Raw genomic sequence first — 13,532 nt, 5'->3', positions numbered from 1 at the left:
AAACGTAGCCCGCCCGGAGAAGTTCGTTACAGAAGAGCAAGAAAATTTCGTGTCGCCAAGCCTAAAATGAATCTTGGGCATTTGTTTTGCGTATATGACTTTAACTGGTTGTTAGTACTGGTGGGGCACTCTGCGAGACGGACGCAAACGCCGGAAAAGCCGGCTGATGGAGGTCTCCCATGTCTTCTATTATCACCGGTCTGTCTCCCGTCGCCCTGTATGAGCATGATCTCAAGGACGAGGCAAAATCGGCTTCCGATTATGCCAAGACAGATGCGACGGTAACAAACTATACGTCATCTTTTGAGGAAGACGCCGTAACAATCACCTCTGCCTCTGCCTTGATGAAAAACTACAAGGCGCTTTCTGTGGTGCTCGGAGCCTATGGGCTTGGATCGATTCAGAACTCCACAGCGCTGGTGAAAGACCTCCTTACGCAGAATCCGACTGATCCCAAGTCCGTGTCGGCCAAATCAGGCAATGCGGCGTGGACAGCATTCGCTAAAGCTTTTGCTGCATTCGATACAAGTGGTTCTTCCGCTTCGACAACATCTCCTTTCGCTGATCAGTCGACCGTTGATTCGATCGTCACGAAATATGATGAAAAATCCTATGAAACAGCGCTGGAGGCACAGCAGAGCACGTCCGGTGTTGGTAATGCTCTCTACTTCACAAGAACAATGACGACAGGCATGACTGTCGATCAGATCATGTCCGATTCCACTCTTCTGAAAGTTGTTGAAACTGTAAGCGGATATAATCCAACACAGTTCGGTGTTCTGGATTATGACGAACAGAAGCGTCTGATTGAAAAAACATATAACGCCTCGGACTTCTCATCTGAAGCAAACATTCAGAAATATGCAGAGCGTTATCTGGCCATCCTTCAGTTTAATCCGCAGACAGTAACGCAACCGGCTTCATTGCTCTCGCTTTACGGTTCGGATGGAACAAGTGATCCGACTCTCAGCCTGTTTGGCATTACCTCAAGCGGTAACTCGCTTGTTTCCTCGCTGTTCGGTTAGGAACATCAGGGTTTCTGTTCGTCAGGAGGGGCAGGCCGTGTGCCTGGTTCATGAGATGTTACTCAGAAAATCCTGAATGGCGGCAAGAGTTTCTTCTGGTGCTTCTTCCGGAAGAAAATGCTCAGCCGGGAGCGCATGGCCGGTCACAGTGCCGGTGGAAACAGCCAGCCAAGGTAAAACGGGAGTATACCACCCGCCAATACGTCCCTTTGCGCCCCAGAGGACAAGAACAGGACAGTGTAGATCCGGACGAGACACTGGCCATGAAAAAGGTGTGTCGCTTCGCCACACCTGCGCGGAGAGATAGTCTTCTACCGCCTCTGGAGAGAAGAAGCTGTTTTCTGCGATAGGATCATCCAGCCATTCAGCAGGTATCTGGACGGCGTTGGCTTCCGGTTTGGGGTGAAGCTGACCAAACCAGCAACTCTCATATTGTGTCAGGGAAAAAGCCATATCATCCCGACCGGAGTGATCCGGACCGGGCAGGGCTTCGAGCAGAACCAGCGCTTTCACACGAGACGGTTCCTGCCCAGCCACTTCGCACGCGACCCGTGCCCCGTAGTCCTGCCCTGCCAGAATGAGACTTTCGTGGCCAAGATTATCCGCCAGACCAAGCAGATCATCAGCCTGCTGGGTGAGAGAGCGCTCAGGATGCAGATCCGGGCACAGCACTGTGTAATGGGCTGCAAGGGCTGGAGCCACCTTATGCCACATGGCGTGTGTTTCTGGCCGACCATGCAGGAGCATGAGGAGTGTGCCACTGCCCCCAAGACAAAAGCGGTAAGGAACGTCGTTCACAGTCCTGATTATGAGAGCAAAACCGTCGAACAGCATGATTGGCTTCACTCCAGATTGTGGAAATCAGTCATTTGCAGGTATCAGCTTCGCTTGCTTGGTTTTCACCGCCTTGGTCCTGTATGAAAGCGCAGTGATGACCTAAGTTTCCTGTCAGCCAGTTTCTTGCGAAAGCCTTTTTATGGTGGATGATACCGACCCATTTCTTTCTCTCGATCCGCAAGGCGCAGACTGGGACAGGCTCCGGGCCACAGGTCATCATATGCTCGACATGATGTTCGATAATCTACGGGAAATCAGGGAGCAGCCTGTCTGGCAGCCTTTGCCCGATGATATACGGACCGGTTTTCGTCACACCCCGGTTCCCGAACATGGGATGGATGCAGAGGCCTTTGGGGAAACGTTCAAACAGATGGTCCTTCCTTACAGCGTAGGGAACCGCCATCCGGGCTTCATGGGATGGGTGCATGGGGGCGGCACGCCCGTCGGTATGCTGGCGGAGATGCTGGCTGCGGGCCTCAACGCCAATCTGGGAGGCCGGGATCATGCGCCCGTAGAAGTCGAGCGCATGGTCATTCGCTGGGCCTCCAGCCTGATGGGCTTTCCGGAAACAGCGTCGGGCCTGTTTGTCACGGGCTCTTCAATGGCGAATTTTATTGCCGTCATCGTCGCCAGTCGCGCCGCAAAAGATGGCCTGTCACTGCGGCAAAACGGTGTGGGCCAGCGCTCGCTGGTGGGATACGCCGCCTGTAGCGCCCACGGATGCATCAGTCGGGCGTTTGATCTGGCTGGCCTCGGTTCTGATGCGCTCCGTCTGGTTCCTGTTGATGATGCTTTCCGTATGGATACGACGGCTCTAAAGGCCATGATTGCGGCAGACAGGCAGGCAGGCTTCGAGCCATTCCTTGTGGTCGGAACTGCGGGGACCGTCGATGTGGGCGCAATCGATCCCCTGGACGTCATCTCTGGAATCGCCACCAAGGAAGAACTCTGGTTTCACGTAGACGGCGCGTTCGGCGCGATGGCAGCGCTCTCTCCTCATTTCAAAAAGGCGTTGTCAGGCCTTGAGAGAGCCGACAGTCTTGCGTTCGATTTCCACAAATGGGCGCAGGTTCCCTATGACGCCGGGTGTGTGATCGTGCGCGATGCCACCAAACATGCCGCGGCTTTTGCCCAGACTCTGTCCTATCTCTCGCGGGAGGATCGTGGACTAGCAGCAGGTGCCCCCTGGTTCTGCGATCTCGGCCCGGATCTGTCCCGGGGGTTCAGGGCGCTGAAAGTCTGGGCGACCCTGTCAGTCTACGGCACGCAGAGGCTTGGCCGGATGGTGGATCACTGTTGTGCGGTTGCCCGTCATCTTGAGGCTCGTGTTGACGCTGAACCAATGCTTGAACTTATGGCCCCCGTGACTCTCGACATTGTCTGTTTCCGCCTGCGGGACTGCACTCTGACAGATGAGCAGCTTGACCATCTGAACGGCGAGATAGTGAAGGACGTCCAGATAGCCGGTCTGGCGGTCCCCTCGACGACACGGATCAACGGTCGGCTCGTGATCCGTGCCGCCATCGTCAATCACAGAACAATGGCGGCTGACGTCGACCGGATGGTGGATGCGGTTCTCGCTTTTGCTGCCCGGCGTGGTTTAACCGCGCCGGGCTGACCGCTTCGCGTCTTCATCGAAGAGTTCGGACAGCTTCTTCATCATCGTGCCGCCGAGTTCTTCGGCGTCCGTGATGGTCACGGCGCGCCTGTAATAGCGCGTCACGTCGTGTCCGATGCCGATGGCGACCAGTTCGATCTCGCTGCGGCTTTCGATAGCCGTGATGACCTCTCGAAGATGATCTTCTAGATACGAACTCGGATTGGCCGACAGGGTACTGTCATCGACAGGCGCACCGTCCGAGATCACCATCAGGATGCGACGCTGCTCCGGGCGGTTACGCAGGCGACGGGACGCCCAGAGAAGCGCCTCACCGTCGATGTTTTCCTTGAGCAGACCTTCACGCAACATCAGTCCGAGGTTGCGGCGAGCCCGACGCAAGGGAGTATCCGCCGCCTTGTAGACGATGTGGCGCAGGTCATTCAGACGTCCGGGGTTTTTCGGTTTGCCGTCGCCCGTCCATTTCTCACGGCTCTGACCACCTTTCCATGCACGCGTGGTGAAGCCCAGGATCTCCACCTTCACGCCACAGCGCTCAAGGGTGCGGGCGAGGATATCGCCGCACATGGCGGCTACGGAAATCGGCCGTCCGCGCATGGAGCCGGAATTGTCGATCAGAAGTGTGACGGCGGTATCACGGAATTCCGTCTCGCTTTCCTGCTTGTAGGACAGGGAAAGGGTCGGGTTGACGACGATCCGCGAGAGACGCCCGGCATCAAGGATGCCTTCTTCGAGATCGAAGTTCCATGAACGGGTCTGCTGCGCGAGCAGCTTACGCTGCAGGCGGTTGGCCAGTCGTGAAATGACACCGGTCAGTGACGCCAGTTGAATGTCCAGTTGCTGGCGCAGACGTGTCAGCTCGTCTTCATCGCACAGATCTTCTGCGGCGACTTCTTCATCAAACTGGGTGGTATAGGCGTGATAACCGGCAGCCGTGTCACCGGGGGTGGCCTGTCGTCCCTCATTGGGCCCCGAAGGTTCACCGGTTCCGTCAGTATCACCGGATTCTGAATCTGTGGCTTCATCCGGATCGCCGGTTTCACCACTTCCATCCATTAACTGAGGTTCGGCTGCCGCCTGTTCCTCTTCCATTTCATCGGTTGAGGGCTGCTCTTCCGGGGAGGCAGGCGGCTCATCCGCGCCGTCTTCATCCTCTCCGGTCGCATCATCTTCCCCATCTTCATCGTTTTCTGGCTGCTCGCTATCGAGTTCGACAAGAGAGCAGGCGGCCATCAGCTTTTGCGACGCTTTGGAGTAGGCGACCTGATCATCCTGGGCAGCATTGAGGGCCTCAAGGGCCTTCAGGGCATCAGGAGACAGCGTGCGGCTCCAGTCATCGAGAAGGGGACGGACACTTTCCGGAACCGGCCGCCCGCTGAGTTTTGCGCGGGCAAGCAGTCCAAGCGCAAAAGCGGTGGGAAGTTGCTCCTTGCTGGACATGTGCGGCACGCCGAGCGCGCGGCATTCCTCTTCCAGCTTCTGGTCCAGATTGGCGGCCACGCCCAGCATATAGCGTGAGCCGACAGACTCGATACGGGCCTGCTCAAGCGCGTCGTAGGCGGCGCGTGCAGCACCGTCATCCGGCTGATGGGAACGATGAAAATCGGCATCATGATGCCTGAGTTTCAGCGCTTCCGCATCGGCGGCGCCACGTATGCGGGTGGCTTCCTCAACCGTCGCATGACGCGAAGGCTGAGGCAGGCGGATCGGTCCGTCCTGATCCAGAGGCCCCGGCGGCATATTACCGGAATGGAAGGTGACATTGGTGTCAGGCCGTCCACCCATGGCGCGGATAGCCCCGATCGTCGCACGCCGGAACGCTTCGGCCTTGTCGGCCGCTTCAGTCGCGGTGGAAGGTTTTTGCGAAGAACGGGGGCTTTCCGCCATGTTCAGTCTTTCCTGTCAGTCAGTTCTTGCGCTTGCCCATGGGGTCGGCGTTGAAGCAGCGCTGGTAGTATTCAGCCACCATGCTGCGTTCGGCTTCGTCACACTTGTTCAGGAATGTCACCCGGAAGGCGAAGGCCAGATCACCGAAAATCCGCAGATTTTCAGCCCAGGCGATGACTGTGCGGGGTGACATGACAGTGGAGATATCGCCTGCCATGAAGCCGGACCGTGTCAGACCGGCGAGGGCGACCATGTTGTCGATGGTCTGGCGCATCTTCTTGTCATCGGCGGCGATGCCAAGTTTGGACGTGACAATAGCCACTTCCTGCTCGTGCGGCAGATAGTTCAGGGAGGTGACGATGTTCCAGCGGTCCATCTGTCCCTGATTGATCTGCTGCGTGCCGTGATACAGGCCGGTCGTATCGCCAAGGCCGACCGTGTTGGCGGTAGCGAACAGACGGAAGAACGGGTTGGGACGGATGACGCGGTTCTGGTCGAGCAGTGTCAGGTTGCCGTCCACTTCCAGCACGCGCTGGATAACGAACATCACATCCGGACGGCCTGCATCATATTCGTCGAACACGAGGGCGCAGGGGTGCTGGAGACACCACGGCAGCAGGCCTTCACGGAATTCGGTCACCTGCTGACCGTCTTTCAGGACGATCGCATCCTTGCCGATCAGGTCGATGCGCGAAACATGACTGTCGAGATTGATGCGGACGCACGGCCAGTTCAGACGGGCAGCGATCTGTTCGACGTGTGAGGATTTACCGGTGCCGTGGAAGCCCTGCACCATCACGCGGCGGTTGAACGCGAATCCCGCCAGAATCGCGAGCGTCGTGTCGTGATCGAACCGGTAGCTGGTGTCGATTTCGGGCACATGCTCGGTGCGGATCGAGAAGGCGGGAACCTTGATGTCGCTGTCAATTCCGAAAACCTCACGCACCGAGACCTCAAGGTCGGGAACCGAGATCGCAGATGTTGGTATCAGGTCAGCAGACTCAGCGTTCATGATGCATCCGTTCGTTAATGTTCAGAGTGACCCTGCCACGATCAGGCAGATTTTTCGAGGTCACTCTCAATGTTGGAGGTGAAATGCGTGCGAAGGGTTGAATAGGCCACGTTGATGACTTTCAGACGCTCTTCAGCATGTGGATCACCATGATTGGTGTCCGGATGGTGCTTTTTAGCAAGAGCCTTGTAGCGCGACTTGACCTCGTCGAGAGAGACGGGCCAGCGCAGTCCCATTGTGGCGAGTGGTTCGCGCAGGGGCTCCGGTGTTTTCGGCTCGCGGGACTGGCGGTGGCGACGGGCGCGATCGGCGCGGGAGGCGTTGAGGATATCGAGGGGGTCGAGCACATCCTCCTCGTTGAAGCCTTTCTGGCCGATACGCCCGATTTTCCACGAGGGACGATCCCATGACATGTCAGCGCGCAGATGGGCCTCAATCTGCGCCGAACTCATGCCTTTGTAATAGTCCCACCGCGCATTGTACTCGCGAACGTGCTCAAGGCAGAACCAGAAATATTCGTTCAGACTATCGCGGGACCGAGGCGCACGATAGCCGGCCTCCCGCTCGCAGCCGGGGGCGTCGCAACATTGCCTCGGGGCATCCGGATCGGGATCAAATGCCCGATGACGTGTGTTTCGTCTGCTCATGCAGCCTGTTATGTGTGCCACGACGGTCCGGATGCAAGAGGCTTGTTGACGGAGAGTGACATGCAGAAGGCGGAGATAAGATCGATGGCAGGTATTGCAACAGGTCCACGGGCTCAGCGCGTGGAGGCGCTTCTGCAGGAGAAGCTGCATCCGGTTCGTATGGAGATTATCGACGAGAGTGATCGGCATGCGCATCACATCGCCCGTCCGCGTGGGCCGCAGGAGGGCGCATCGGAGACACATTTTCGTCTGACGGTGGTGAGTGATGCCTTTTCGGGGCTTTCGCGCGTTGCCCGGTCGCGTCTGGTTCACAAATATCTCGACCCGGAGTTTGCCGACGGTCTGCATGCGCTGGCTTTGACGCTGAACACGCCAGCCGAGGCGGCGGCATGATGCGGCTACTCTCCCGCAGAAGCGCCCTGCTGTCCGGATTGGCGCTGGCGGCCTGCTCCCAGACCAGAACCTTTCCTCTGACAGCGCAGGACCAGCAGGATGTTGCCCGTGTGGAGGACTATCTGAATGGTCTGACCAGTTTGCAAAGCTGGTTCGTGCAAACCTGGCCAGACGGAAGCCGAGGTTCCGGCGCACTGAATTATACGCCTGGACAGCTGAGGCTGGATTACAGCAATCCAAAGGGCATGACGCTTACGGCGGGCGACGGACATCTGGTGCTGTATAACCCCCAGACAGGTGCCGTGACGCGCATGGGGCTTTCTCATACACCGCTTGGACTGCTGCTTGCGCGTCCGATCCATATGCAGGGGGCGGTCACGGTGACTGCTGTGAAGCGTGGACCAGCAACGCTTCAGGTGTCCATCGCCAGAACGGGGCGGCTGTCAGATGGTCTGCTGACATTACGTTTCAGGGATGAAGGTGTAAAACTTGCCTTGTCAGGTCTGGTTATTGTGGATGACCGGCAACATATGATCACGCTGGATTTCTTTGAATAATATTTGAAAAACACGCCTCAAATTAATGTGTTGTTTATAATTAAATTTATATTTTATCAGGTGTTTGTTGTACGGAATTCAGTCTTGTCAAGAAAAATTCTTTTTCGACAGTTTCTTTCAAACCAGACCGGCGGCGTTATTATTTTTGCTGTATTCGGTTCTCTGGTTATCATGACCGCAATAGCTGCCGCGGTCGACTATTCCCAAATGGTGGCCACAAAAATAAAGCTACAGACTTTTTCCGATTCTGCGGCTTTGTCTGCGACCAAAAGCGCCAGTAATTATATGTTCAGTCACATGGGTGACAGTAACGCACAGGCGACTGCCCAGCAGATTGCCGAAACAACAGCCATGCAATCTGTTATTCAAAACGCTCAGATCGCCGGTATTTCGCCGGTTCCCTCCATAACGGTTCAGTATAATCCTACATCCTCTGTTTCGGGTGCGGTCTCAGTTTCCCTTTCCTATGCATCCGATATGTTTATTTCAAACTTTCTGAATTATTCAGGAAATCCAATAACAGTACAATCTACGGCTGCCATGGATGAAGGAGAGGCTTATTTTCAGATCATTTTCATAGTGGATATTTCCAATTCCATGGCAATCGGAGGCGACCCTACGGCTATTTCCACTCTGGAGGATGGAAGTAGTCAGTGCGTATTCGCCTGCCACGATCCCAATGGTTACGGAATATCGACGGAGGCTTGTTATACTTCTAGTACACGCCAATCATCTTCAAGAAGATGGCCCTGTGATATGCGTGCATACGCCAAGCAGCAGGGAATAAATCTTAAAATAGATTACGTTAATCAGGCAATTGAAGAATTTATGGAGAGCTTGTCTCAATATTCTGCGAAATATCCTGATAAAATTACAGTTTCAATTGATACAATTGGCACAAATTTCAATCAAATTCTTAGTCCAACTTCAGATATGACCGCTGCAATCAATACTGCCTCCTCCATTGATGTGGAAAATGCTACGCAATGGTCGAATGCGAAAAATAGTGGTTCAGCTCCGTATGATTTCAAGGACTATAATTATGGATATACAAATACATCTGAATATCTGAACAAAGCCCTTTCTCTTATTCAAGATGTGGGAGATGGAACGTCAGCAACCACGAAAAAAACCTACGTCATTTTTCTGTCGGATGGTGCTCAAGATGTATGGGATGGTTATACCAACGTATATGATGATCCGAATTCGCGATATCGCGTTGTAAACGTCGATTACACTGCTGCATGCCAAAATATAAAGCAAAGTGGAATAAAATTATTTTCTGTCTGGGCAACATACTATTCAATTAATGATTATATGATAAACCCACTTTTGGGGACAGGATCAGGCTCCATGCAGGGAGCTATGCAAGCCTGTGCCTCTGACACGGTTGATTTTTTCGAGGCTGATGACGGTCCAGCCATCCAAAGTGCTATTACGTCTATATTCAGTTCTATCATGAGTGATGTCTCATTGCGACTGATTGGGAATAATCAGAATTAGGCTCAGGACCTGCTTAACTTATTGAACTGAATGGTCTGTTGTGATTCACAGGCTTGCCGGTGGAGGGTGAGCGTGTGAGTGAGTGTAAGGGGACAGTAAGTATTGGAGTAATAGATGTCCGGGATTTCATGGGACGATCGGGGATGTCGTGGGATGAAATCTGGCGGAAAGCTGGGCTAATATAGCCGAGGAAAAGTTATCCACAAGACGAAAGGTGCGATCGGGTAGGTTTTGGACAAAAACTGCAACCGGCGATTTTAGACTTTTGGTTTTGGACATTTAATGCGGAGCGCGCAGGTATATTTAGACGGCGCTCACAGGCCGCTTAGAACGCGTTCGGTTGAATGGACGGTATTCGCATCAAAACTTTTACCATATCCCAGTGGCGTTCTTGACTGCTCAGGATAACGTAATCAACCGGATAGTCGCACAGCCATTCTGGGATCGGTGTTTCCATGATGATACCGGGCTCTGCGCCGCCTGACAGGCCAAATTCAGCATGTCCCCCCCACTGAGGATCGCGCAGGCCCTGCGGCATGGCCTGTAGGCTTTCATCCGTAAGATTTATCTCAACATCCACATGAGCCGGGGTCTGTTCCCAACCTTCAGGATAGTAATAAACGCCGAGCGTCTCTCCGTGTTGAGAGTATTTTGCTATATTAGGGCAACTATCAAGAAAACTGGAAAGTGACTTCTTTATAATCGATAGCTTTCGCGGCGGTATTCCTGAAAATTTTGCAGTATCAATCAGGTCTGTTCTCGGTGGCCCAGAGGGTTGTTCCTGCTTTGATGGGTTCCCTGACGTCATGTATCCGTAAACAAGGAAGCCTGCGAATACCCAGACCAGTGATCCCTGAACGATTTCTTTTTTTGTCAGCGGGCGCATTATCTGGCTCCAATGGTTCCCATGCGCCAGACGACGCGGCCTACGACTACGATGGGGCTTGCGCCTTGCTCAAAGAGCTGACGGGCGCGATCGGCGCTGATCTGCTCGTCCTTGTATTGAGAATTGTCACTCGAAACGACCAGATCACCGGACATGTTCCAAGATAAGCGCTTGATAAGCAGGTCTGTGTCGCGGCGCATTACATAGACTGAACCGGTTATGACTGCATGGTCGCCTGTATCGACAAATACAACGTCCCCATCCGACAGGGTCGGATACATGCTGTCTCCGCGAACTGTAACTGCAACCAGATGTGAGAGACGCGACAATACCTGTGACGGCAGGCTTGTGCGTCCTATTTCTATTGCCGCGAAATTCTCCACGTTTGGAGCCAGCGCGCCTGGTCCGGCGCTGACCTCGCCTTCAAACAGCGGGATGGAGACCTGATCGCAACCGGATTGTGCCGGGATCGGCTGTCTGCCGCTCGGACCATCCCCGAAGAGCAGCCATTGCAGAGATACACCGCAGGCATCTGCCAAACGGCTGGCTGTGTCTATCCGTAGGACGCGGCCTTTTAGATATTCATTCAGCGAGCTTTGAGAGACACCTGAGCGCCGCACAATTGCGTTGTATCCACCCCCTTTATCGACAGCCTCACGCAGTCTTTCAGGAATGGAAATGACGTCCCAGTTATCTTCTGAAACTGAGACATTAGACACGAGCAGCATCTCGTCCGTTTAAGCCTTTGAAACGACTTAAAAACATATCGTTTTCCACAAACAGTCCACAGAAAAGAAGTGATACGCTGTTCTTTTCGGTTATCACTCCTCTTTTGAGGTGTATTCTCACCGGCATAACTTCCAGACACGAACGACCGCCAGAAATGACGGGCGTGGAGGTTGAGAAAAGGGCGGCTGGCACCGCCCCGGTTTGAGGAGCGTCAGTATGACACAAACACATCGCAAAGGCATGCATGCCGAAGAGATCAAGGCGGCGCTGAAAATGCGCTTTGGTTCGCTGGCGGCTTTTGCCGTGAAGCTCGGGCGGAATGAGGGTGCGGTCAGCCGGGCGATCAACACGCCGGGATACTCTCGTCCTGTTGAGGCCGAGATTGCGCCGGATGTGCGCGAAAAAATTGCCGGAACATGGGTTTCGCGCAGTGGATCGCAGCTTGATGCGCTGGCGAAGCATCCGCCAGAAATGCAGCGCAAGATTATCGAGATGGTGATCCGGTATCCAGAGATTACGAAGATCGCGGATGCTGTGAGCGAGGTCACGAAAGCGCCGAAGCCTGTCCCGGCTACGCCTCTGGAGAAATTCCTCACCGGTTGGCGGAAGATGGACACCCGTGGGCGTCTGGGTGTGATGCGGAACATCAGTTGCGACATCGCTCAGTCATGGGATCAGATCTGGCTCAGTATGAGTGAGGAGGATCGCGATCTCGTCATTCAGGTGATTGCTCCCGAACTGCCGGGTGGCCTGTCTCGGGAGGCCGCGTGATGACGAAAAAAGTCGATCCGATCCGGCGGCAGATAACACCGGAACTCGCTCGGGCGATCGGGCGCCAGATGAAAATACTCAGAACCAGAATAGGGATCAGTCGCGCCGAGGCTGCGGAAAAAACAGGGTTTCATCCCTCAACGATCCATACGATCGAGGCGGGGACGCGCTCTCCTCATCTCATGACCCTGCTCGACATTCTCTATGCGTATGACGCATCCGCCTCGGAGCTAACCGATTTTCTGCTGTCGATTGTTATGGAGCACATGCGGCTGCGCGCTGTCTCCGCGACATGAACGGGATTTTAGCGACGCAGATTCGAGATGCGCGCTGCGGTCAACGCGCCGCGTTTCGATCAGGCATGGGTTCGGCTCTCCGCAGTTTCCGGAAGCAGAAAGGCCTACGCATCACCCACATCTCTCGTGCCACAGGGATCTCTACGCAGGCGATAAGCCGGATGGAGGCGAACGGCCGGGGCATAACGCTGGAAAACATCTTGAGAGTCGGAGAGGCGATTGGCTGCACCGATTTTCTGATGGCACACGCCATCCGGCTGTGGCGCGGAGATGCACAATGAAAGGGGCTCGGATTGATGCAGTGGCGCAGCTGTCACTGCTGGACTGGGTTCCGCCCTCTCCTGTCGCGGCGTTCGATCCATCCCTGATGAGATCAAACTCGTTCGATGTCCGTCTGGCCCGTGCGGTTTCGATTGCACTGGCGGAGTGCGGTCGGTCGCGGGAGCAGATCGCAGACAGCATGAGCCGTCAGATGGAGCGGCATATCAGCGTGAACATGCTGAATGCTTATGCGTCACCGACGCGCGACATGCATGTGATCTCGGTGCCGCGTTTCGATGCGCTGCTGGGTGCGACAGGCGATCAGAGACTTCTGGAGTTTATCGCTGAGCCGCACGGCCTGGCTGTGGTGGACCGGCGGTTGTTGCCGATGATCACTCTGGCTGAAACCCAGATGAAACAGCGGGAACTTTCAAAAATGGCGGCGTCTCTGCGACGCGCAGCATATCGAGGAGTGCCGAGATGATTGGTGATCCGTTGTTTTATTCAATCGTGGCGGGTCTGGCAGGGTTGGCGATTGGCGTCGCTGGCGCTCTGTCATCGGTTCTGATGGGCGATCTGTCGGCCGTTCAGGTGCATGCACTGGCGGCGCGCCTGATTGTGCGTGAGCTGGATGCACGACTTGGCTTGCCTCGTCGCCAGTTTGAACCATTGCCGTCGTTTCCGGATGGCGTTCCGGATGCAGCTGACGACGATGAGAGCGAGAAAACGCCACATGAGGATGCAGGAGCACGCGCATGAAGCCACTTTCTCCAGAACTTCTCGCGGTTGCTCAATCCAGGGTGGAGCAGTATCTGGCGCAGGCGTATCAAAAGCGGGGTCCGTATTCTCCGGGATGGCTGAGTATTCGATCTATTGAAAAAGAAATCGGGGTTTCCCGGTCGATGATCAGTCGGCTGATTATACGGGTTCAGCGCGAACGTGAGGCGCAGGCGGCCTCTGCTCTCAGGAGAAAGTTCGGATCGGAGCCGCTGGCGGTGGGGTTAGGTATCGCCATCATGTGCCCGAATTGGCGGGTGGCTCAGATATCAGAGGCGTCAGAAGTGGCTTAGCGCACGAAATCATTGCGATGTGATTTGCACACCCTACCCG

The 13,532-nt window shown here is 55.0% G+C and carries 17 protein-coding genes; 11 read left to right on the top strand and 6 right to left on the bottom strand.

The window, feature by feature from the left end:
* The first annotated feature begins 179 nt into the window (after positions 1 to 179).
* A complete protein-coding gene (locus EMQ_RS02935) occupies positions 180 to 1,025 on the top strand; it encodes a DUF1217 domain-containing protein (protein WP_010666584.1) in 846 nt (281 codons plus the stop codon).
* 48 nt (positions 1,026 to 1,073) lie between these two features.
* On the opposite strand, the gene EMQ_RS02930 is transcribed toward EMQ_RS02935, so the two are convergent.
* Positions 1,074 to 1,859 carry an alpha/beta fold hydrolase gene (locus tag EMQ_RS02930; RefSeq protein WP_010666585.1) on the bottom strand — a complete coding sequence of 262 codons (786 nt, stop codon included), beginning with the start codon at positions 1,857 to 1,859 and terminating at the stop codon, positions 1,074 to 1,076.
* A 142-nt stretch (positions 1,860 to 2,001) separates the two neighbouring features.
* Between EMQ_RS02930 and EMQ_RS02925 the strand changes: the two genes are divergently transcribed.
* Positions 2,002 to 3,480, top strand: a complete 1,479-nt coding sequence (locus tag EMQ_RS02925) for a pyridoxal phosphate-dependent decarboxylase family protein (RefSeq protein WP_010666586.1) — start codon at positions 2,002 to 2,004, stop codon at positions 3,478 to 3,480.
* Here EMQ_RS02925 and EMQ_RS02920 read toward each other — a convergent pair.
* The 3 genes from EMQ_RS02920 to EMQ_RS02910 are packed head-to-tail and all read right to left on the bottom strand — an operon-like array spanning position 3,463 to position 7,026.
* A complete protein-coding gene (locus EMQ_RS02920; RefSeq protein ID WP_010666587.1) occupies positions 3,463 to 5,367 on the bottom strand; it encodes a cobaltochelatase CobT-related protein in 1,905 nt (634 codons plus the stop codon). The two genes, EMQ_RS02925 and EMQ_RS02920, sit on opposite strands and share 18 nt — an antisense overlap.
* Before the next feature lie 19 nt (positions 5,368 to 5,386).
* Positions 5,387 to 6,379 (bottom strand): cobaltochelatase subunit CobS, encoded by a 993-nt coding sequence (cobS, locus tag EMQ_RS02915; protein WP_010666588.1) that lies wholly within the window; start codon positions 6,377 to 6,379, stop codon positions 5,387 to 5,389.
* A gap of 41 nt (positions 6,380 to 6,420) precedes the next feature.
* Positions 6,421 to 7,026, bottom strand: a complete 606-nt coding sequence (locus EMQ_RS02910) for a J domain-containing protein (protein WP_010666589.1) — start codon at positions 7,024 to 7,026, stop codon at positions 6,421 to 6,423.
* An 84-nt stretch (positions 7,027 to 7,110) separates the two neighbouring features.
* Between EMQ_RS02910 and EMQ_RS02905 the strand changes: the two genes are divergently transcribed.
* From EMQ_RS02905 to EMQ_RS02895, 3 genes are all read left to right on the top strand, one after another.
* Positions 7,111 to 7,419 carry a BolA family protein gene (locus EMQ_RS02905; protein ID WP_026200257.1) on the top strand — a complete coding sequence of 103 codons (309 nt, stop codon included), beginning with the start codon at positions 7,111 to 7,113 and terminating at the stop codon, positions 7,417 to 7,419.
* Positions 7,416 to 7,976, top strand: coding sequence for a LolA family protein (locus EMQ_RS02900; protein ID WP_010666591.1), 561 nt, complete (start codon positions 7,416 to 7,418; stop codon positions 7,974 to 7,976). The genes EMQ_RS02905 and EMQ_RS02900 overlap by 4 nt, the downstream gene beginning before the upstream one ends.
* Positions 7,977 to 8,060: 84 nt before the next feature.
* Entirely contained in the window at positions 8,061 to 9,479 is a 1,419-nt protein-coding gene (locus tag EMQ_RS02895; protein ID WP_132012075.1) for a Tad domain-containing protein, read from the top strand.
* Between the two features lie 325 nt (positions 9,480 to 9,804).
* Here EMQ_RS02895 and EMQ_RS02890 read toward each other — a convergent pair whose 3' ends face one another.
* Together EMQ_RS02890 and EMQ_RS02885 are read right to left on the bottom strand one after the other, a co-directional pair.
* Positions 9,805 to 10,365, bottom strand: coding sequence for a hypothetical protein (locus tag EMQ_RS02890; protein ID WP_018308491.1), 561 nt, complete (start codon positions 10,363 to 10,365; stop codon positions 9,805 to 9,807).
* On the bottom strand, positions 10,365 to 11,093 hold the full coding sequence (locus EMQ_RS02885; protein WP_010668800.1) for a LexA family transcriptional regulator: 729 nt from the start codon (positions 11,091 to 11,093) through the stop codon (positions 10,365 to 10,367). The genes EMQ_RS02890 and EMQ_RS02885 overlap by 1 nt, the downstream gene beginning before the upstream one ends.
* A 217-nt stretch (positions 11,094 to 11,310) precedes the next feature.
* Between EMQ_RS02885 and EMQ_RS02880 the strand changes: the two genes are divergently transcribed.
* The 6 genes from EMQ_RS02880 to EMQ_RS02855 are packed head-to-tail and all read left to right on the top strand — an operon-like array spanning position 11,311 to position 13,492.
* Positions 11,311 to 11,865 carry a helix-turn-helix domain-containing protein gene (locus tag EMQ_RS02880; RefSeq protein ID WP_010668799.1) on the top strand — a complete coding sequence of 185 codons (555 nt, stop codon included), beginning with the start codon at positions 11,311 to 11,313 and terminating at the stop codon, positions 11,863 to 11,865.
* Positions 11,865 to 12,161, top strand: a complete 297-nt coding sequence (locus EMQ_RS02875; RefSeq protein WP_010668798.1) for a helix-turn-helix domain-containing protein — start codon at positions 11,865 to 11,867, stop codon at positions 12,159 to 12,161. The genes EMQ_RS02880 and EMQ_RS02875 overlap by 1 nt, the downstream gene beginning before the upstream one ends.
* Entirely contained in the window at positions 12,158 to 12,442 is a 285-nt protein-coding gene (locus EMQ_RS02870; protein ID WP_018308492.1) for a helix-turn-helix domain-containing protein, read from the top strand. Before EMQ_RS02875 ends, EMQ_RS02870 begins: the two co-directional genes overlap by 4 nt.
* The gene (locus tag EMQ_RS02865) at positions 12,439 to 12,906 is read left to right on the top strand and encodes a hypothetical protein (RefSeq protein ID WP_018308493.1); all 468 of its coding nucleotides are present in this window, start codon (positions 12,439 to 12,441) and stop codon (positions 12,904 to 12,906) included. Before EMQ_RS02870 ends, EMQ_RS02865 begins: the two co-directional genes overlap by 4 nt.
* Positions 12,903 to 13,181: a hypothetical protein gene (locus EMQ_RS02860; protein ID WP_018308494.1), complete on the top strand. Its 279-nt coding sequence runs from the start codon at positions 12,903 to 12,905 to the stop codon at positions 13,179 to 13,181. Before EMQ_RS02865 ends, EMQ_RS02860 begins: the two co-directional genes overlap by 4 nt.
* Positions 13,178 to 13,492, top strand: coding sequence for a hypothetical protein (locus EMQ_RS02855; protein WP_010666594.1), 315 nt, complete (start codon positions 13,178 to 13,180; stop codon positions 13,490 to 13,492). Before EMQ_RS02860 ends, EMQ_RS02855 begins: the two co-directional genes overlap by 4 nt.
* The last annotated feature ends 40 nt before the right edge of the window (positions 13,493 to 13,532 follow it).

It is taken from the genome of Acetobacter aceti NBRC 14818 (assembly GCF_000193495.2).
Classification (GTDB): domain Bacteria; phylum Pseudomonadota; class Alphaproteobacteria; order Acetobacterales; family Acetobacteraceae; genus Acetobacter; species Acetobacter aceti.
Note: the sequence above shows the minus strand (reverse complement) of the source record. Positions and strands in the feature narration are given on the sequence as shown.

What these genes read in the sequence shown, in the direction of transcription:
- EMQ_RS02935 (WP_010666584.1), top strand. Translation starts at nt 180, where the DNA reads ATGTCTTCTATTATCACCGGTCTGTCTCCCGTCGCCCTGTATGAGCAT.
- EMQ_RS02930 (WP_010666585.1), bottom strand. Translation starts at nt 1,859, where the DNA reads ATGCTGTTCGACGGTTTTGCTCTCATAATCAGGACTGTGAACGACGTT.
- EMQ_RS02925 (WP_010666586.1), top strand. Translation starts at nt 2,002, where the DNA reads ATGGTGGATGATACCGACCCATTTCTTTCTCTCGATCCGCAAGGCGCA.
- EMQ_RS02920 (WP_010666587.1), bottom strand. Translation starts at nt 5,367, where the DNA reads ATGGCGGAAAGCCCCCGTTCTTCGCAAAAACCTTCCACCGCGACTGAA.
- cobS (WP_010666588.1), bottom strand. Translation starts at nt 6,379, where the DNA reads ATGAACGCTGAGTCTGCTGACCTGATACCAACATCTGCGATCTCGGTT.
- EMQ_RS02910 (WP_010666589.1), bottom strand. Translation starts at nt 7,026, where the DNA reads ATGAGCAGACGAAACACACGTCATCGGGCATTTGATCCCGATCCGGAT.
- EMQ_RS02905 (WP_026200257.1), top strand. Translation starts at nt 7,111, where the DNA reads ATGGCAGGTATTGCAACAGGTCCACGGGCTCAGCGCGTGGAGGCGCTT.
- EMQ_RS02900 (WP_010666591.1), top strand. Translation starts at nt 7,416, where the DNA reads ATGATGCGGCTACTCTCCCGCAGAAGCGCCCTGCTGTCCGGATTGGCG.
- EMQ_RS02890 (WP_018308491.1), bottom strand. Translation starts at nt 10,365, where the DNA reads ATGCGCCCGCTGACAAAAAAAGAAATCGTTCAGGGATCACTGGTCTGG.
- EMQ_RS02885 (WP_010668800.1), bottom strand. Translation starts at nt 11,093, where the DNA reads ATGCTGCTCGTGTCTAATGTCTCAGTTTCAGAAGATAACTGGGACGTC.
- EMQ_RS02880 (WP_010668799.1), top strand. Translation starts at nt 11,311, where the DNA reads ATGACACAAACACATCGCAAAGGCATGCATGCCGAAGAGATCAAGGCG.
- EMQ_RS02875 (WP_010668798.1), top strand. Translation starts at nt 11,865, where the DNA reads ATGACGAAAAAAGTCGATCCGATCCGGCGGCAGATAACACCGGAACTC.
- EMQ_RS02870 (WP_018308492.1), top strand. Translation starts at nt 12,158, where the DNA reads ATGAACGGGATTTTAGCGACGCAGATTCGAGATGCGCGCTGCGGTCAA.
- EMQ_RS02865 (WP_018308493.1), top strand. Translation starts at nt 12,439, where the DNA reads ATGAAAGGGGCTCGGATTGATGCAGTGGCGCAGCTGTCACTGCTGGAC.
- EMQ_RS02860 (WP_018308494.1), top strand. Translation starts at nt 12,903, where the DNA reads ATGATTGGTGATCCGTTGTTTTATTCAATCGTGGCGGGTCTGGCAGGG.
- EMQ_RS02855 (WP_010666594.1), top strand. Translation starts at nt 13,178, where the DNA reads ATGAAGCCACTTTCTCCAGAACTTCTCGCGGTTGCTCAATCCAGGGTG.